This window comes from Rhodoferax ferrireducens (assembly GCF_031458075.1).
GTDB classification, from domain to species: Bacteria; Pseudomonadota; Gammaproteobacteria; order Burkholderiales; family Burkholderiaceae_C; genus Rhodoferax_B; species Rhodoferax_B ferrireducens_A.
The window spans coordinates 441,912-458,571 of sequence record NZ_JAVDXT010000002.1 but is presented as its reverse complement, the minus strand read 5'-3'; the positions used below and the strand labels follow the sequence as shown (position 1 = coordinate 458,571).

General features: G+C 64.0%; 17 protein-coding genes. 8 read left to right on the top strand and 9 right to left on the bottom strand.

What is annotated here, in order from left to right; genetic code table 11:
- Positions 1-996 (bottom strand): inositol 2-dehydrogenase, encoded by a 996-nt coding sequence (gene iolG, locus J2X19_RS11140; protein WP_310373194.1) that lies wholly within the window; start codon positions 994-996, stop codon positions 1-3.
- 266 nt (positions 997-1,262) lie between these two features.
- Here iolG and J2X19_RS11135 point away from each other — a divergent pair, with 266 nt between their 5' ends.
- Positions 1,263-2,114, top strand: a complete 852-nt coding sequence (locus tag J2X19_RS11135) for a TIM barrel protein (RefSeq protein WP_310373193.1) — start codon at positions 1,263-1,265, stop codon at positions 2,112-2,114.
- 171 nt (positions 2,115-2,285) lie between these two features.
- The gene (locus tag J2X19_RS11130) at positions 2,286-3,353 is read left to right on the top strand and encodes a LacI family DNA-binding transcriptional regulator (protein WP_310373192.1); all 1,068 of its coding nucleotides are present in this window, start codon (positions 2,286-2,288) and stop codon (positions 3,351-3,353) included.
- Positions 3,354-3,394: 41 nt separating this feature from the next.
- On the opposite strand, the gene J2X19_RS11125 is transcribed toward J2X19_RS11130, so the two are convergent.
- The gene (locus tag J2X19_RS11125) at positions 3,395-4,270 is read right to left on the bottom strand and encodes a MurR/RpiR family transcriptional regulator (protein ID WP_310373191.1); all 876 of its coding nucleotides are present in this window, start codon (positions 4,268-4,270) and stop codon (positions 3,395-3,397) included.
- A gap of 141 nt (positions 4,271-4,411) precedes the next feature.
- Here J2X19_RS11125 and J2X19_RS11120 point away from each other — a divergent pair, with 141 nt between their 5' ends.
- The 3 genes from J2X19_RS11120 to J2X19_RS11110 all read left to right on the top strand — a co-directional run bounded on the left by J2X19_RS11120 (position 4,412) and on the right by J2X19_RS11110 (position 7,940).
- The gene (locus tag J2X19_RS11120) at positions 4,412-5,677 is read left to right on the top strand and encodes an NAD(P)/FAD-dependent oxidoreductase (protein ID WP_310373190.1); all 1,266 of its coding nucleotides are present in this window, start codon (positions 4,412-4,414) and stop codon (positions 5,675-5,677) included.
- A 109-nt stretch (positions 5,678-5,786) separates the two neighbouring features.
- Positions 5,787-6,794 (top strand): xylose isomerase, encoded by a 1,008-nt coding sequence (locus tag J2X19_RS11115; RefSeq protein ID WP_310373189.1) that lies wholly within the window; start codon positions 5,787-5,789, stop codon positions 6,792-6,794.
- Between the two features lie 210 nt (positions 6,795-7,004).
- A complete protein-coding gene (locus tag J2X19_RS11110; protein ID WP_310374521.1) occupies positions 7,005-7,940 on the top strand; it encodes a Bug family tripartite tricarboxylate transporter substrate binding protein in 936 nt (311 codons plus the stop codon).
- Between the two features lie 18 nt (positions 7,941-7,958).
- Here J2X19_RS11110 and J2X19_RS11105 read toward each other — a convergent pair whose 3' ends face one another.
- Positions 7,959-8,270 (bottom strand): MocE family 2Fe-2S type ferredoxin, encoded by a 312-nt coding sequence (locus J2X19_RS11105; protein ID WP_310373188.1) that lies wholly within the window; start codon positions 8,268-8,270, stop codon positions 7,959-7,961.
- Positions 8,271-8,291: 21 nt separating this feature from the next.
- Positions 8,292-9,323, bottom strand: a complete 1,032-nt coding sequence (locus J2X19_RS11100) for a fatty acid desaturase (RefSeq protein ID WP_310373187.1) — start codon at positions 9,321-9,323, stop codon at positions 8,292-8,294.
- A gap of 117 nt (positions 9,324-9,440) precedes the next feature.
- Here J2X19_RS11100 and J2X19_RS11095 point away from each other — a divergent pair, with 117 nt between their 5' ends.
- A complete protein-coding gene (locus tag J2X19_RS11095) occupies positions 9,441-10,493 on the top strand; it encodes a LacI family DNA-binding transcriptional regulator (protein WP_310373186.1) in 1,053 nt (350 codons plus the stop codon).
- A 54-nt stretch (positions 10,494-10,547) separates the two neighbouring features.
- Here J2X19_RS11095 and J2X19_RS11090 read toward each other — a convergent pair whose 3' ends face one another.
- Positions 10,548-10,859, bottom strand: coding sequence for a MocE family 2Fe-2S type ferredoxin (locus J2X19_RS11090; protein WP_116603777.1), 312 nt, complete (start codon positions 10,857-10,859; stop codon positions 10,548-10,550).
- Positions 10,860-10,881: 22 nt separating this feature from the next.
- Positions 10,882-11,970 carry a fatty acid desaturase family protein gene (locus J2X19_RS11085; RefSeq protein WP_310373185.1) on the bottom strand — a complete coding sequence of 363 codons (1,089 nt, stop codon included), beginning with the start codon at positions 11,968-11,970 and terminating at the stop codon, positions 10,882-10,884.
- A gap of 161 nt (positions 11,971-12,131) precedes the next feature.
- On the opposite strand from J2X19_RS11085, the gene J2X19_RS11080 reads away from it, so the two are divergent.
- On the top strand, positions 12,132-13,172 hold the full coding sequence (locus J2X19_RS11080) for a LacI family DNA-binding transcriptional regulator (RefSeq protein WP_116604256.1): 1,041 nt from the start codon (positions 12,132-12,134) through the stop codon (positions 13,170-13,172).
- Between the two features lie 166 nt (positions 13,173-13,338).
- Here the strand turns inward: J2X19_RS11080 and J2X19_RS11075 are convergent, their stop codons facing one another.
- The 3 genes from J2X19_RS11075 to J2X19_RS11065 form a co-directional block, all read right to left on the bottom strand.
- Positions 13,339-13,806: a heme-degrading domain-containing protein gene (locus tag J2X19_RS11075; protein ID WP_116604257.1), complete on the bottom strand. Its 468-nt coding sequence runs from the start codon at positions 13,804-13,806 to the stop codon at positions 13,339-13,341.
- 186 nt (positions 13,807-13,992) lie between these two features.
- Entirely contained in the window at positions 13,993-15,123 is a 1,131-nt protein-coding gene (locus J2X19_RS11070; protein WP_310373184.1) for an alpha/beta hydrolase, read from the bottom strand.
- A 54-nt stretch (positions 15,124-15,177) separates the two neighbouring features.
- Complete coding sequence (locus J2X19_RS11065; RefSeq protein ID WP_310373183.1) at positions 15,178-15,639, bottom strand: cyclophilin-like fold protein; 462 nt, start codon at positions 15,637-15,639, stop codon at positions 15,178-15,180.
- A 98-nt stretch (positions 15,640-15,737) separates the two neighbouring features.
- Between J2X19_RS11065 and J2X19_RS11060 the strand changes: the two genes are divergently transcribed.
- The gene (locus J2X19_RS11060; RefSeq protein ID WP_310373182.1) at positions 15,738-16,652 is read left to right on the top strand and encodes a LysR family transcriptional regulator; all 915 of its coding nucleotides are present in this window, start codon (positions 15,738-15,740) and stop codon (positions 16,650-16,652) included.
- Positions 16,653-16,660 lie beyond the last annotated feature (8 nt).

Below are 16,660 nucleotides of genomic sequence, written 5' to 3'. Positions count from 1 at the left end.
TTAGAACAGTACCGGTTGGCCGCTCTTGCAGCTTTCAGCGGCGGCGTCGGCCAGCTTCTGCGCGGCGACCCCGTCGGCCACCGTGGTCTTGAACGGCGTGCCGGACTGCAGGGCTTCGAAGAAATGCGCCATCTCCAGCTTGTAAGCCGCAGCGTAGCGTTGCAGGAAGAAGGCCTCGGGCTTGTCGGCATGGATACCGCTGGCATTCCACTGCACGACTTCGGTCGGCGTGTGGTTGCCGCACTGCAGCAGGCCGGCCGAACCCAGCACTTCAAAGCGCTGGTCGTAGCCGTAGGCGGCACGGCGGCTGGTGTTGATCTGGCACAGGCGGCCGGACTTGGTGCGGATGCTGACGGCGGTGCTGTCCACATCGCCCAGGGCGGCGATGGCGGGGTCGGTCAGCACCGAGCCGGTGGCGCTGAGCCACACAGCTTCGTCGCCGTCGGCGCACAAAATCCAACGGAACACGTCCAGGTCGTGGATCAGCATGTCGCGGAAGATGCCGCCGGAGGCCTTGATGTACTCAGCCGGAGGTGCGCCGGGGTCGCGGCTGGTGATGACCAGCATTTCGGGCTTGCCGATTTCGCCGGCCAGCAGACGGCGGCTGGCGTCATTGAAGGTCGGGTCGAAACGGCGCTGGAAGCCGATCATGCAGGCCACACCGGCAGCCTTGACGGCTTCCGCACAGGCCACGGCGCGGGGCACGGACAGATCGACCGGTTTTTCGCAAAAAATGTTCTTGCCCGCAGCGGCGGCGCGGGTGATCAGGTCGCTGTGGGTGTCGGTGGACGAGCAGATCGCCACCGCGTCAATGCTCTTGTCGGCCAGCACGGCTTCGATGGTGGACACCTGGGCGCCCAGTTGTTGCGCCAGGTCGCCGGCGGCCGCGGGCACCGGATCGCACACGTATTGCAGCTTGACACCAGGCAATGCGGCGATATTCGTGGAGTGGATGCGGCCAATGCGACCGGCACCGAAAACAGCAACGTTCTTCATAAATTTTCCAGAAAAAAGGGCAGGGACAGGGACTTGAACAGGACTTGAAACCCGTGGAACCGGGCTACAGCAGGCAGGACTATACGGCGATTTTCGACAATCGAAAATAATTTTCTAAAAAAATTAAAAATCGAATTTCAATTCAAGGTAAACCCTTAGAAATGACCAAAAATGGTCAAAAAACCTGCTGCCGAGGGGCTGCAGTTTCTCTAGAGTGGCGGTTTGTTTTCCTCTTATCCATACCCGAGCCACAACGGAGACTTCCCATGAGCCGCAGCATCCCTTTCTCGATCAACCGCATCAGCGCCCCGCGCATCCCTTTCGCCGACTTCGCCGCGTTGGTGAAACGTCTGGGCGTCCAGGCGATTGAAATCCGCAACGACCTGCCCGAGGCCGAAATGGTCAACGGCGCCAAGGCTGCCGACATCGGCGCAGCCGCCAAAGCCCAGGGCCTGACCATCCGCTCCATCAATGCCCTGCAACGCTTTGAGCAGTTCGACGCCAAACGCCTGCACGAAGCCCAGGAAATGATTGCCTACGCCGTAGCCTGCGGCGCCGAAGCCCTGGTGCTCTGCCCCACCAACGACCTGCGCGACAAGCGCACGCCCGACCAGCGCCACCTGGACCTGGTACACGCACTGACCCAGCTCAAGCCGCTGCTCGACGCCGCTGGCCTGGTCGGCCTGGTCGAGCCGCTGGGCTTTGAAGAATGCGCTGTGCGCCGCAAGTCGCAGGCTGTGCGCGCCATCCGCGAGATCAATGGCGCCAACACCTTCAAGCTGGTGCACGACACCTTCCACCACCACCTGGCCGGCGAAGGCCTGTTCTTCCCCGAGCTGACCGGTCTGATCCACATCTCCGGCGTGGAAGACACTGCCATCACGCCTGCGCAAATGCGCGACAGCCACCGTGTGCTGGTGGGCGCCGCCGACCGCCTGGGCAATGCGACCCAGCTCAACACCTTGCTGAATGCCGGCTACACCGGCTATGTGTCGTTCGAACCCTTTGCCGAAGAAATCGCTGCCGCCAAGGACATCGAGCAGCAGCTGGCCAGCAGCATGGCCTACCTGACCCAGGCCGTGGCCGCCGAGCGCCAAAAGGATGCGCAAGCAGCCTAGTAATGGCCCACCCCCCAGGCTCCAGTGCTGCGCACTTTTCGCCAACCCCCTTGCGGGGGGGCAACACCAGCAGCCTGGCAAAGCCAGTTCTGCGGTGTTTCTGGAAGGCGTGCGTTCTGCCTGAAGCTAGGTGCATAGTTACGTCTGCTCTACAGTCTAGGCATGCCCGACATGCCTGCCCCCCGTAAAAAGTCCAGCGCCCGCTTCATCGATATCGCCGCGCTGGCCCAGGTCAGCCCGGCCACCGTCAACCGGGTGCTGAACGACCGCGGCAGCGTGTCGCTGGCCACGCGCGAAAAAGTGGTGCGTGCGGCCCAGCAGTTGGCGGTGCCGCGGCTGATGCCCGAGGTACACCGCGGCCTGACCCGCATCGACGTGGTGCTGGCGCGCAGCCAGACCCCGTTCTTCCAGCGCATGGACCTGGCCTTGCAGCGCTTCATGCAGCTGCTGGACCGGCGCATCGTGGTGCACCGGCACAGCTTCGCGCCTGGCGACGACGAGCGCACGGCCGACTTCATCCGCCGCCCGCCACACCCGCGCCACGGCCTGCTGCTGGCGGTGCACGACACACCGGTACTGCGCGCCGCGGTGCAGCAGGTAAGCCAGCAAGGCGTGCCGGTGGTCACGCTGATGAGCGACATCAGCGACGTGCTGCGCCTGCACTACGCGGGCATAGACAACCTGCATGCCGGCCGCACCGCCGGGCACTTCATGGGCCGGCTCACCGCCCAAACCGGGCGGCTGCTGGTGCTGACCAACGACCTGCATTTCCGCGCCCACCGCGACCGCACGGCCGGCTTTCTGGATGCGCTGCAAGAGAAGTTCCCCGCCCGCAGCTGCCTGCCCATCACCCCCTGTTTTGACGACCCCGACCAGGTGTTCCAGGCGGTGGACGCCGCACTCAAGCAAGGCGCCCTGGCCGGCATTTACCACAGCGGCGCGGGCTCGGCCGGTATCCATCAAGCCTTGCAGCGCCATGGCTGCCTGGGCCAGGTGGTATGGATTGGGCACGAGCTGTCGGACGAGCACCGCCGCTGGCTCAAACTCGGTGTGATGGACCTGGTGATCGACCAGGACCCCGATGGCCAGGTGATGTCGGGCATGCAACACCTGCTGTTTGAAAACAAATGGCTGGACCAGAACCCCCCTGTTGGCCCCAACGAGTTCCGCCTGTTCTGCGCCGAAAACCTGCCCAGCCAGCCTTACTTGCCGGGCAGCAGTTTGCTACCAAATAAATAGCTACTAGCGCACGTATTACCTGCGCTAGCGGCCTTTTTTCTTTAAGCCACCTGGCCGTTAGGGGTGGTAGTCTGGTACGGCAGCTCCAGCATGTAGGCCAGGGCGATGAACAGGCTTTGCGCCAGGCCCATGGTGCTGTTCAGCGAGCGGAAGCCGAAGGTGGAGTTGTCTTGCACCACCAGCGTCACCTGGGCCAGCTTGGCCAGCGGGCTCATGCGGCTGTCGGTGATGGCAATCAGGCGCGCGCCGCGCTCCTCTGCCATCTTGGCCACGTTGATGGTTTCTTCGGCATAGGGTGAGAACGAGATCGCCAGCATCACATCGCCCTTGCGCACCGAGCGCATCTGGCCCAGGTGCATGCTGCCCATGCCCGACACCAGGCCAACCCGCTTGTCGGTGTGCTGCAAGGCATAGTCCAGGTACACCGCCACCGGAAACGAGCGGCGCGAGGCGGCGATCCAGATGCAGTCGCTCTCGGCCAGCAGGTCCACGGCCTTCTTGAAGGTCGGGCCGTGCAGGCTGGCCTGCAGCTCCTGCATGCCGGCGATGCTGCCGGAGAGGAATTCGTTGGCGATCTGCACGCTGGACAGGCTGCCCGCACCCGACTCGATCACGTCGCGGATGCGGGTCTTGTAGTTGCGCGCCGGCGCCAGCTGGCGCGACAGGCCTTCGCGGAAGATGGCCTGCATCTCCGAGAAGCCCGAGAAGCCGAAATGCTTGGCAAAGCGCACCACCGCCGAGGGCTGCACGCCGCACTGCGTGGCCACCTGCTGGATGCCGTCTAGCCCGATGTGGTGGCGGTTCTGCTCCACATAGCGGGCAATCACCTTGAGCTGCTTGCTCAGCGCGTCGTATTCGCCAGTGATGCGTTTGATCAGCTGGTCGACACTGGTTTTAGGGTCCTTGTCAGCGGGCATGGTGGCCTCGGTTCTGTAAACGAGCCATCTTAATCCTGGAGAAGTAATAAATTTTCATAGACAAATAAAAATAGAAATTTTTTGTTATTTTGAGACAGCTCTTCTTATAATTAAATTCTATTTTTGAGAAGCCACACACCCATGCAAACCCCCGATAGTAAGTCCACAACGCCCAGCGCGGCCATGGTCATCGTGGGGGCCGGCCATTGCGGTGGCCGTGCCGCCCATGCATTGCGCAACGCCGGCTGGCAAGGCGCCATCCATCTGGTGGGCGACGAAGCCCACGCGCCCTACGAGCGCCCGCCCCTGTCCAAAGATCTGCTGACCGGCGATAAAACCGCCGATGCCTGCGCGCTGCTGTCGCCCGACGCGATGGCCGATCTGCAGATCACCCGGCATGTCGCGCGGGTGACCGGCATCGACGCGTCGGCCCGCCTGGTCACGCTGTCCGATGGCCAGCAATTGCCGTACCAGTCGCTGCTGCTGGCCACGGGTGGCAAGGTGCGCACGCTGAGCATCCCCGGCGGCGACCTGCCCGAGGTGCTGACCCTGCGCAACCTGGGCGACGCGGCGGCCCTGTCCAGCCGCCTGGGTGCGGGCCAGCGCCTGCTGGTGGTGGGCGGTGGTTTCATCGGCCTGGAAGTCGCGGCCTCCGCGCGCAAGCTGGGCTGCGAAGTCACCGTGGTCGAAGGCGCGCCACGCCTGATGGGCCGCGCCGTGCCCGAGCCGGTGGCCGAACGCGCGCTGGCCCTGCACCGCGAGCGCGGCGTACGCGTGCTGCTCGGGGTGAACCCGATCAGCATCAGCCGCACGGCCAACAGCATGAGCATGGCCTTGTCGGACGGCAGCCGCATCGAAGCCGACACGGTGCTGGCAGGCATCGGCATCGTGCCCGACCTGTCGCTCGCGCAGTCCGCCGGGCTGGCCGTGGCGCGCGGCGTGCTGGTCAACGCACAGCTGCAAACCAGCCAACCCGGCATCTTTGCGGCTGGCGACCTGGCCGAATTTCCCAGCGTCTTGTCGGGTCAATTGGTGCGCCAGGAGACCTGGCACAACGCCGAAACCCAGGCCGCCATCGCTGCGCACAACATGCTGGGTGGCACAGAAGCCTATGCATCGCAGCCCTGGTTCTGGTCCGACCAGTACGACCACCAACTGCAGGTAATGGGCGAACCCGCACTGGCCGCCCACAGCGCCACGCGAATGCTGGACGACGGTGGCCTGGTGATCTTCTACCTGGACGCGGCGAACCGCCTGGTCGGCGCCTGCGGCTGGGGCCAGAGCAGCCGCGTCGCCAAGGAACTGAAGCTGGCCCGCACGCTGGTGGAACGCCGAATCACCGCCGCCCCCGACGTACTGGTCGACCCCGCCACCAAACTCAAAGCCCTGCTCAGCCATGACCGCTAGCCCCCAAGCAAATTCAAATACGACGGCATCCGAGCCAGGAACCCGTGGAACCGGCTCTGCCGGGCCACTGGGTTCGCCCCCGGCAAGGGGGTTGGCGGAAACGCGAAGCGTGGAGCCTGGGGGTGAGCCCTTGATCGGTATCAACATCGACGGCGTGCTGCAACACGACGGTCTGCCCACGCCCGACGCCGCCACCCGCTTTGCCTGGATACGCGACAGCGGCGCCTTCGACTACATCGAGAAGAACCACAACCCGGCGGAAGACTTTGCGCCCTACCCCGACCTGGTGGCCGAGTACGGCGTGCCGATCGGCGTGTTCGGCGGCATCTTCTGCGCTGGACGCGACGAGGAACGCATGCGCTGGTGCCTGGCCACCGGCGGCAAGCTGGGCGCCAAGCTGTGCAATATGCAGCTGTTTGCCCGCCATGCCGACGGCAGCGCTTTAAGCGACCAACAGGTGGCCGACTTCTTTCTGGACGCCATGGAACACGGCGCACCCGCCCACTGCCTGCCCAGCCTGGAGGTGCACATCGACATGTGGAACGAGCAGTTCCACCGCGTCGAGCGCGTGGCAGAGCTGCTGGCGCGCCGCCATGTGCCGCTGCGCATCACGCTCGACCATTCGCACCAGATCTTCAAGATCCACAACCCGCAGGAGCTGGCCCTCAGCGGCCTGGCCAACACGCCCGACGGCGGCCACCAAGAGGTGCTGGCCCTGTACAAACTGTGGCTGGAATCCGGCTGGGTGGTGCACGCCCATACCCGCAGCGTCGCCACCAGCGTTCCGCACAACAAAGCCATGGAACGCGCGCCCGGCTTGCCCGGCCGCGCCGTGCAGTACCCCTTCATCCAGCCGCCGCCCGGCAGCTTCCACAGCGCTTGGCGCGCCGAAGAACTCGAGCCCTGGAAGCAGGCTGTGCGCGGCCTGCTGGCCTGGATGCACGCCCATCCGGACCGCGCGCCACAGCGCATCAGCTGCGAGTTCATCCCCTTTCCCGATTACGGCGGCGGCGGCCGCTATTCGATCTGGGACAACAACATCGCCTGCGCCCACTGGCTGCGCGAGGAGTGGAGCCAACTACAAAGCCGCACACCGGCCGCCACCGCTATCGGCTAAGCATCGACAACACAGGGCGGCCCATAGCAGGTCGCCCGAACTGGACGCCGATAACCGCGCGTTATCGCGATGGGGAACCCGGCATCTTTCAGCCCCCCGCCATGCCTTCTAGACTTCGCCGCTGCGAGCCGCTCGCAACCTCGAAAACCACTCTAGAGACATACTGTGAAAACCCCTCTGCCCCCTTTCGCCCTGGTGATCGCCTCTGCCATGGGCGCGTTCCTGCCCGCAGTCCAGGCCCAGGAATTCCCCACCAAACCCGTGCGCATCATCACGCCGTTCCCGGTGGGCAGCGGCCCCGAAGGCGTGATGCGCCTGGTGGCCGACAAGCTGTCGCGCGCCTGGGGCAAGCCTGTCTTCGTCGAAAACAAGCCGGGCGGCAATGGCTTCATCGCCATCGACACATTCAAGCGAGGTGCGACCGACGGGCACGACCTGATCCAGCTGGACAACGTGCACCTGTCGGCCTATCCGCATCTGTTCAAGAAGCTGCCCTACGATGCCAAGGCCGATTTCGAACCGCTGTTGCCGCTGTTCAAGACCTATTTTTTCTTTGCCGTTGCCACCGACAGCAAGTACAAGACGGTGGGCGACATCGTGGCCGACGCCAAGGCCAACCCCGGCAAGCTGAACTACGGCTCCTGGTCGGTAGGCAACCCGGTGCACCTGGGCTCGGCGCTGTTTGAATCGGTCACCGCCACCGAAATGCAGCACGTGGTCTACAAGGAAACCACCATGCTGTACACCGGCGTGGCCAACGGAGAACTGTCGTTTGCCATGGGTACCAATGCCACGGCCGGCGCCATGTACCGCGCCGGCAAGGTCCGCTATGTGGGCGTGGCCGCACCCAAGCGCGTGGTGGGCTTCCCGAATGTACCGACCGTGGCCGAAGCCGGTGGCCCCGCCGGGTTTGAAGTCAGCGGCTGGACCGCCATCGCCGCGCCCAAGGGCCTGCCCAAGGCCGTGGCCGACAAGATCCAGCACGACATTGAAAAGGCCCTGGCCGAGCCCGACGTGCGGGAGAAATACGCCTCCTTCGCCTACGAGCCCTTCACGCTGACGCGCGAGCAGTTCGGCCAGTACATCGCGTCCGAATCGACGCGCTATGGCGACATCATCCGAAAGGCCAAGGTCTCGCTGGATTGAGCCAGCGGGAACCCGGGCCTAGCCCAGCTGCACCAGCACCTGCCCGACTTCCACCTTGACCTGGTAAGTCTTCAGGTTGACGCACACCGGCGCGCCCAGCGCCCGGCCATCGCGGATGTCGAAGCGGCCGTTGTGCTTGGGGCACTCGATCACGTGCTCCATCACCAGGCCGTCGGCCAAATGCACATGCTCGTGGGTGCATAGGCCGTCGGTCGCATAGACCTTGTCGTTGTAGCGGTAAACGGCGTAGGTGTGGTTGTTGTGGTCGAAGCGCATCACATCTTCGTCGTCGATATCGTCGAGCGCGCAAATCTCGGTCCAGTGGCTCATGGAATGTCTCCTCGTATTTAGTTATTCAGGGCTGGCGACCGACATAGGCCGAACCACCGCATAGCCGGGCTGCTTCACCTGCTGCAGCAGCGCGGGCAGGATTTCACGGTAGGCATCCCACAGGCTGGTGGCGGGCGCCGGGCATTCGCTGCGGATAGCGGCGTGCAGCTGGGGTAGCGCGTGGTACGGCACCATGGGGAACATGTGGTGTTCCAGGTGGTAGTTCATATTGGCGTAGAGAAAGCGGAACACCGCGTGGGTGTGAAAAGTGCGGGTGCTGTGCCGGTGGTCGTACACGTTCTCGGCCAGGCCGGCATGCTGGGTCAGATTGAACAGCTGGGTCAGCGCGCCGCCGTAGAAGCGCGGCCCGACCACCAGCATCAGCGGCAGCACGCTGTGCAGCAGCACGCAGGCCGCGGCCAGCGCAACGAAGATCGCCAGGTAGATGCGCGATGTGCGGACCACCTTGGGCTGCTCTTGCACGGGGATGAAATGCAGGCCATCGGCACTGATGCGGCCGAACGCATGGCGCACGATGTTGGCGATCTGCGCCGCGCCGGATTTCAGAAAAAACAGGTCAGCCAGCAGGCCGCCCACGCTGACCGGCTGCTGCACCGCGATCTCGGCATCGCGCCCGACCATCAGCGTATGCGTGTGGTGGCGGGTGTGGCTCCAGCGCCAGTAATGGCCCTCGTGCAAGGTCATGAAGCCGGCCAACTGGTAGAACATCTCGTTGAGCCCGCGGGTCTTGAACGGCGTGCCGTGCGACAGCTCATGCGCGCGGTGGTCGCTGGACGCATACAAGATGCCGTACACCGCAAATGCCGGCACGCACCACCAGGTGCCCCAGGCCAACACGCCGGCCGTTCCGCTGGCCAGCATCAGCGCCAGCCACAGGCCGTAGTTCCACAGGCTGTGGCGGTCGTTGCGCTGCATCAGCTGCTTGAGCAGCTTGCGGTCCACGCTGGGGCTGAACCACGGCGCGGCAGCGGGGTCGGGCTGCGGCAGGTCGGCATCGCCGCGCAGGGCGTAGCGGTTGGATGGGGTGGGCATAGAAGTCTCCGGCGGGTTGAAATAGTGGTTGCATGGTAGGCTCTGCAGCCGCAAAAATGACAAGCCTTCGGCATTCAATGGCATAAACTGCCATACCCAATGACATACATGTCAAAAATGACCCCATCCCCCTCTTCCACCCGCCCCACCATGGCCGACGTGGCCCGCGCCGCCGGGGTCAGCCCGTCCACGGTGGACCGCGTGCTGAATGCCCGCGTGCCCGTGCGCAGCGATACCGCCAGCCGCATCCATGAAGCCGCGCAGGCGCTGGGCTACCACCCGGTGGGGGTGATACGCGCGCGCCTGCAGGACGAGCGGCCGCGGCGCACGCTGGGCTTTTTGCTGCAGCAGCGCAGCTCGGCTTTTTACGGCGGCCTGGCCGATGCGCTGGGCGCCGCCACCCAGGCCAGCCCGGACATGCAAGGCCGCGCGGTGGTCGAATTCCTGGCCGATATGGCGCCGCAGGCGGTATGTACGCAGCTGGAGCAGCTGGCCAAGTCCTGCGACGCGCTGGCGCTGGTGGCGGCCGACCACCCGCGCATCAGCGAAACCATTGCCCGGCTGCGCGCCCAGGGCAAGCCCGTGTTTGCGCTGGTGTCGAACCTGGACGCCGCCGCCCACGCCGGCTATGCAGGGCTGGACAACCGGAGGGTCGGCCGCACCGCGGCCTGGTTCATCACCCGGCAGGCGCGGCAGGCCGGGCCGATAGGCATCTTCGTCGGCAGCCACCGCTACCAGTGCCAGGAGCTGTGCGAAATGAGCTTTCGCTCGTATGTGCGCGAGCACGCGCCGGACTTTGAGCTGCTGGAGCCGGTGGTCACCCTGGAAAGCGACCACTACGCGCAGGAGGCCGCGCGCGACCTGCTGCAGCGGCACCCGGATCTGGTCGGCGTGTACGTGGGTGGCGGCGGCATCGACGGCGTGCTGCAAGCCCTGCGCGACCACGTGGACAGCCAGCCGACTATGCCGCTGGTGGCAGTGGCGCACGACCTGACGCCAACCACCCGCGAAGCCCTGGTCAACGGCTATCTGCAGGCCGTGCTATCGCACCCCTTGCCGCAGCTGGCCGAGCGCCTGGTGAGCGCAATGGCCCAGGCGCTGGAAGAGCCGCTGCGGGCCACCCAGCAAATCATCGTGCCCTTCGAGATCCACACACCCGAAAGTGTATGAAATCTGCCTCTAGCGCAGATAGATTCTGCGCTAGCAGCTATCAAATTAATAGTTTCAGCCCAGCTGCACCAGTACCTGCCCGCCTTCCACCTTGGCCGGGTAGGTCTTCAGGTTGATGCACACCGGTGCGCCCAGCGCCCGGCCATCGCGGATGTCGAAGCGGCCGTTGTGCTTGGGGCACTCGATCACATGTTCCATCACCAGGCCATCGCTGAGGTGGACGTGCTCGTGGGTGCACAGGCCGTCGGTAGCGTAGACCTTGTCGTTGTAGCGGTACACGGCGTAGGTGTGGTTGTTGTGGTCGAAGCGCATCACGTCTTCATCGTCGATATCGTCGAGTGCGCACACATCGGTCCAGTTGCTCATGGGTTTGTCTCCTTGTGGTGGGTTATTCGTTGGCTACGGCAGTGACAGGCAGCGGGCGCACCACGTAGTAGTGCGGGTCCTTGGCCTGCTTGAACAGCGCGGGGATGATCTCGCGGTAAGCCTCTACCGTGCTTTGGTACGGCGGCGGGCAGTCATCCTTGATCGCATCGTGCAGCTGCGGCAGCGCATGGAACGGCACCATGGGGAACATATGGTGTTCGACGTGGTAGTTCATGTTCCAGTACAGAAAGCGGAACACCGGGTTCATGTAGACGGTGCGGCAGTTCTTGCGGTGGTCGAGCACGTTTTCCGGCAGGCCCGCATGCTGGGTCAGGCCAAAGAAGGTGTAGAGCCAGGTACCGCCCATCACCGGCAGCAGGCCGAACAGCACCAGCGGCAACCAGCTGCCGAAATAGACGGCGCTGGCAATCAGCACCGCATATACCGCCACCCAGGCACGCGCCTCTTTGACCATCTGCGGCCACTCCATTTCCGGCACAAAGGTCTTTTCTTCCTCGCCCAAAATGCCGCAGGCATTGCGCAACACGCGCCACAGTTCGCGCGGGCCGGACTTGATGGAGAACGCGCCCAGCAGCGTGCCCAACAGATCGGTGGGCAACGGCACGGCGACCTCGGGGTCGCGCCCCGTCACCAGGGTATCGGTGTGATGCCGCGCATGGCTCCACTTCCACACGCTGGGGCGGCGCAGCACCTGGAAACAGGCCATCTGGTACAGCACATCGTTCATCCAGCGGGTCTTGAAGGCCGTGCCGTGGCCGGCCTCGTGCCAGCGCGAGTCGGCCGGGCCGGTGTACAGCGTGGCATAGACAAAGAAGGCCAGCCAGGCCCAGGCCGTGCCCCAGGTGGCCACCAGCACCGCGCCGGCGGCAATGATCAGCGCATACCAGAGCACGGTGTCGCGGATCGCCTGCGCGTCTTCGCGCTGCATCAGCTGCTTCATGCGGGCGCGCGGCACCGCACACTTGTACCAGCTGGCGTTGACCAGGCCGGCGGCTTTGGCGCGCTCACCGGCGCCGGAAATCAGGTGGTAGTCGTCTTGCGTGCGGGCCCAGTTCGGGCCTGAGTAGCTGGAGGTTTCGGCGGTTGGCATGCGGCTTGTCTCTCGTTATGGGGAAGCGATGGCGGATGCTAAAACCAAAGGCCATTGTTGCGTGATGCCAAAACCTCAAAAAACATCATTTCATATCAAAAACCATCACACAGCGGACGAGAAAACTTGCATTTATGGCAAGCAATGCGATGATGCGGCCCATGAAAGCCAAAGTCACCCTGAACGATGTCGCCGAAGCCGCCGGCGTCAGCACTGCCACTGTGGACCGCGTGCTGAACAGCCGCCTGCCGGTGCGCGAAGGCACGGCGCTGCGCGTCATCAGCGCCGCCGAAAAGCTCGGCTACCACGCCGTCGGCGTCATGCGCGCCCGATTGAAGGAACGCGTGCCGGTGCGGCAGCTGGGCTTCTGCCTGCAAAAGCGCAACGAGCACTTCTACCAAACCCTGGCCGCGGCGCTGCAGCAGGCGGCGGCGCAAAACCAGCCGGAAACCTGCGTCGCCCACATCACGTTCATGGACGCGCTGGAGCCGGCGGCGATTGCCGAACAGCTGTTGGCGCTGGGCGCACAAGTGGACGCGCTGGCCGTGGTCGCGGTGGACCACCCGCATGTCACCGCCGCCGTGGAGACGCTGTATGAACAGGGCAAGCCCTGCTTTGCGCTGCTCAGCGATATCAGCGCACCGCACCGGGCGGGCTATATCGGCCTGGACAACCGCCAGCGCGGCCGCACCGCGGCCTGGGCCGTCAGCCGTCTCAATCGGCAGGCCACGGGCGAAGTCGGCGTATTCGTCGGCAGCCACCGCTACCTGGGCCACGAGCTGTCCGAAATCAGCTTCCGCTCGTACCTGCGCGAGAACGCGCCCGGCCTCAAGGTACTGGACACGCTGGTGAACCTGGAAGACCCGCAACTGGCCTACGAGGCCACGCTGGAGCTGCTGGCCCGGCACCCGGAGCTGGTGGGCCTGCACCTCACCGGCGGCGGCGGGGCCGGCGTGATCCGCGCGCTGCGCGAAGAGGCCGCAGGCCGTCAGCTGGTGGTGGTGTGCAACGAACTCAACGCCACCACCCGCGCCGCGCTGATCGACGGCGTGGTGGACCTGGTGATCCACACCCCGCAGGAACGCCTGGCCCAGACCGCCGTGGCCCAGATGCTGGCCGCCACCCTGCCCGGCGCGGCCTACACCGGGCCGCAGCAGAAGCTGTTGGCGATGGACTTGTTCACACCGGAAAACATGGACTGAGTGCCCTGGTGTGCTGCCTCATTCTTGATGGAACAAATCAAACCGATGGATTTTTGCCCGGGATTAGGCGCAAACCACAGCAATAGCTCCGCTATTGCGCGGATTTGCAACGACATCCTGGGTGAAAAGACGCGGTTTTATGTTCCAGATAGAGTGAGGCAGCACACTAGACCATGGTCTTCAGCACCGCCACGGCCAGCGCATGGTCCTCGGCCTGCGGCAGGCCGGAGACCGTGACCGTGCCCACCAGGCCAGCACCGCGGATGCGCAACGGGAATGCGCCGCCATGGGCTGCGTACTCGCGCGGGTCCAGGCCGGTGGCGGTGTCAAAGTCCGTGCCCTTGCTGCGGTACAGCGTGCCCATGTAGAACGAGCTGCGGGCAAAGCGGCGCACCACGTTGTTCTTGCGGCGCACCCAGTCCACGTTGTCGGGGTTGGTGCCCTCCATCGCGTGCTGGAACAGCTGCAAATCGCCAAAGCGGATATCGACCAGCACCGACTGGCTGGCGCGCTCGGCCGCCCGCACGATGGCCAGGCCCAGGTCCAACGCAATGGCATTGGAGAAATGGCTGAACTGCAGGGCTTCCTCCTGGCGCAACAATTCTTGCAGCAGGGATTTTTCGGTCTCGGGCATGGCGGTCTCCAAACGGAAATGTGGCAAAGCCGCCATCATGCCCGTGACCGGCGTGCGCGCCAAAAAGAAGCGCCGCAACTGCGGAGCAGGTGCGGCGGCGATGGAATCCGATGGGAATCGGTTAGCTACATTTAATATAGCTGTCTGCGCAGGTAGTACCTGCGCCAGAGCCTTATTTTGTATAAATCAGCTCGCCGTATTCAATGTGCGCTGGAAGAAGCTGGTGAGCTTGCTCCAGGGGATCAGGTTCACGCGGTCGTACAGGTCAACGTGGCCCGCACCCGGGATGATGTGCAGCTCTTTCGGCTCGGCGGCGAGCTTGTAGGCTAGTTCGCTGAACTCCTTGGAATGGGCTTTGTCGCCCGTAATGAAGAGCATGGGACGCGGCGAAATCGTCTCGATGTCGTTAAACGGGTAGAAGTTCATGAACTTGACGTTGCTGGTCAGCGTGGGGTGGGTGGTCAGCAGACGCGTCGAGCTCTTGGGTGTGTACTCGCCGCGGGGCGTGCGGTAGAAGTCATAGAACTCGCGCTGGATGGGGTGGGTTTGCGCGTTCAACACATGGTCCGTGCCACCGGTGTACTTAATGGGAGCACCCGAGAATTCTGCATAGCGTTGCTCTGCGGCGTCGGCAATGATGGTCTTGCGTTGCGCCAATGTCTGCGAATGGTTGAGCGCATCGCGGTTGGCAGCGCCCATGTCGTACATGCTGACCGTGGCAATGGCCTTCATACGCGGGTCGATTTTGGCCGCACTGATGACAAAGCTGCCGCTGCCGCAGATGCCGATAGCACCAATCTGCTCGCGGTTTACAAAAGGCCGAGTGCCCAGGAAATCTACCGCGGCACTGAAAGCCTCGGCATAGATGTCCGGCGCCACGGTGTTGCGTGGCTGGCCGTCGCTCTCGCCCCAGAAAGACTGGTCTATGGACAGCGTCACAAAACCCTGTTCGGCCATTTTGGTAGCGTACAGATTCGAACTTTGCTCCTTGACAGCCCCCATGGGATGGCCAACCACCAGGGCCGCCGTCTTTTTGCTGCGGTCCAGATTCTTGGGCGTGAACAGGTTGCCCACCACCTTCATCTGGTACTGGTTCTTGAAGCTGACCTTCTGCACCGTGACCAGAGCGCTGGTGTAGAAGTTGTCCGCACCGTTCGATAGGTCCGGTACCGCATGCACGTCCGCTGCAAAGGCCGCGCTGCCGGTGGCCGACAGCACGCCCAGCGCGGCTACGCCGGTGCCAGCTTTTACCAAGAAGTCACGTCGGCCAGTCAGCTCTGCAAGGTTCTCATCGCCATTGAGGATGGGCATGTTCATATTGAATACTCCGGTTGAAAAATGGAAAAGAAGGGTGGAAGACGCGGATTGCGGTCAATCCTGGATACGTTCGATGCGGACCTTCAACGGCCCGGGACGCTGCAGCGCGACCAGGCCGGTATCGACCTTGCCGATCCGCACCAGCCCGTTGGCATACACGTTGTCGCCCGCAAAAATCGCCAGGTTGTTCCACGGCGCGTAGTAGGTGATGTCGCCCGCCACCGGATCCATGCCCACCGGTGCGCCCGCCGTTGACAGCTTGCGCGGCAGATCGCCAATACGCTCGACCTTGGCAAATTCCACCAGGGTCAAAGACAGCGGCAACAACGCCGCAAAGTCACGGGCGGTGGCGTTGTCCACCAAGGTGGCGGTGGCCATGTCGCTGTTGACGTGCAGACGAATCTTCATGGGTAGCTCCTGGGCAAAGGCGGACATGGCGGACAAGGCGCAGACCCACAGCACCGCGCTGCGCAGCCTGCGGGTTTTGCCTTCTGGGGTGCTGTGGTTTGCTTGCATGGCGAGAATTTTCGCGGCCATTGCAGACCCCGACTAGATAATCAATGCTTACATGGCCTGTTAGCTTTTCTAAGCAATCTTTGGATCACACTCGCTCTATGGCACGACGCAACCTCAACGATTTACTGGCCTTTGTCACGGTGGCGCGCGAAGGCAGCTTCACCCGCGCCGCTGCTGCGCTGGGGGTCACGCCATCGGCACTCAGCCAGGCCATCGCCGGGCTGGAAACGCGCTTGCGCATCCGCCTGCTGACGCGCACCACCCGCAGCGTGTCGCCCACGGCTGCGGGCGAACGGCTGGTGCAGGCCATAGGCCAGCGCTTCGACGAGATCGAGGCCGAGCTGGATGCTCTGACCGACATGCGCGACAAGCCTGCCGGCACGGTGCGCATTACCAGTGGCGACCACGTGCTGCAGACCATCCTGCTGCCCAAGCTGGCGCCGCTGCTGCTGGCGTACCCGGATGTGAAACTGGAGTTCGATGTGAACTACGGCTTCAGGGACATCGTGGCCGACCGCTTCGATGCCGGTGTGCGCCTGGGGGACACCATAGACAAGGACATGATCGCCCTGCCCATTGGCCCCCAGCTGCGCATGGCCGTAGTGGCCGCGCCGTCCTACTTCGCTACAAACCCAAAACCTAAGACGCCGCGCGACCTGGTAGACCACCGCTGCATCAACATCCGCTATTCGCTGCAGAGCGGGCTGCCTGCGTGGGACTTCGAGCGGCAGGGCCAGACGTTGAATGTGCGCGTGGACGGGCAAATGGTGGTGAACACCACGCCCCATATCGTGCAGGCGGCGCTGGCCGGGCTGGGCATCGCATTTCTGCCCGAAGACGAATTCGCGCCACACGTCGAACAAGGGCATTTGGTGCGCGTGCTGGAGGACTGGTGCCCGCCATTTGCAGGCTACTTTTTGTACTACCCCAGCCGCCGGCAACCTTCGCCCGCGTTCTCACTGGTGGTGGATGCGCTGCGCGTGTCCAACGTCGCCAAGCCCAAGCGCCGCTGAAATCGGCT

Bases quoted from the DNA above. Each gene is read 5' to 3' on its own strand.
- J2X19_RS11070 (WP_310373184.1), bottom strand. From the start codon at position 15,123: ATGAACATGCCCATCCTCAATGGCGATGAGAACCTTGCAGAGCTGACT.
- J2X19_RS11135 (WP_310373193.1), top strand. From the start codon at position 1,263: ATGAGCCGCAGCATCCCTTTCTCGATCAACCGCATCAGCGCCCCGCGC.
- iolG (WP_310373194.1), bottom strand. From the start codon at position 996: ATGAAGAACGTTGCTGTTTTCGGTGCCGGTCGCATTGGCCGCATCCAC.
- J2X19_RS11060 (WP_310373182.1), top strand. From the start codon at position 15,738: ATGGCACGACGCAACCTCAACGATTTACTGGCCTTTGTCACGGTGGCG.
- J2X19_RS11080 (WP_116604256.1), top strand. From the start codon at position 12,132: ATGAAAGCCAAAGTCACCCTGAACGATGTCGCCGAAGCCGCCGGCGTC.
- J2X19_RS11090 (WP_116603777.1), bottom strand. From the start codon at position 10,859: ATGAGCAACTGGACCGATGTGTGCGCACTCGACGATATCGACGATGAA.
- J2X19_RS11105 (WP_310373188.1), bottom strand. From the start codon at position 8,270: ATGAGCCACTGGACCGAGATTTGCGCGCTCGACGATATCGACGACGAA.
- J2X19_RS11130 (WP_310373192.1), top strand. From the start codon at position 2,286: ATGCCTGCCCCCCGTAAAAAGTCCAGCGCCCGCTTCATCGATATCGCC.
- J2X19_RS11075 (WP_116604257.1), bottom strand. From the start codon at position 13,806: ATGCCCGAGACCGAAAAATCCCTGCTGCAAGAATTGTTGCGCCAGGAG.
- J2X19_RS11120 (WP_310373190.1), top strand. From the start codon at position 4,412: ATGCAAACCCCCGATAGTAAGTCCACAACGCCCAGCGCGGCCATGGTC.
- J2X19_RS11100 (WP_310373187.1), bottom strand. From the start codon at position 9,323: ATGCCCACCCCATCCAACCGCTACGCCCTGCGCGGCGATGCCGACCTG.
- J2X19_RS11095 (WP_310373186.1), top strand. From the start codon at position 9,441: ATGACCCCATCCCCCTCTTCCACCCGCCCCACCATGGCCGACGTGGCC.
- J2X19_RS11085 (WP_310373185.1), bottom strand. From the start codon at position 11,970: ATGCCAACCGCCGAAACCTCCAGCTACTCAGGCCCGAACTGGGCCCGC.
- J2X19_RS11125 (WP_310373191.1), bottom strand. From the start codon at position 4,270: ATGCCCGCTGACAAGGACCCTAAAACCAGTGTCGACCAGCTGATCAAA.
- J2X19_RS11110 (WP_310374521.1), top strand. From the start codon at position 7,005: ATGGGCGCGTTCCTGCCCGCAGTCCAGGCCCAGGAATTCCCCACCAAA.
- J2X19_RS11065 (WP_310373183.1), bottom strand. From the start codon at position 15,639: ATGCAAGCAAACCACAGCACCCCAGAAGGCAAAACCCGCAGGCTGCGC.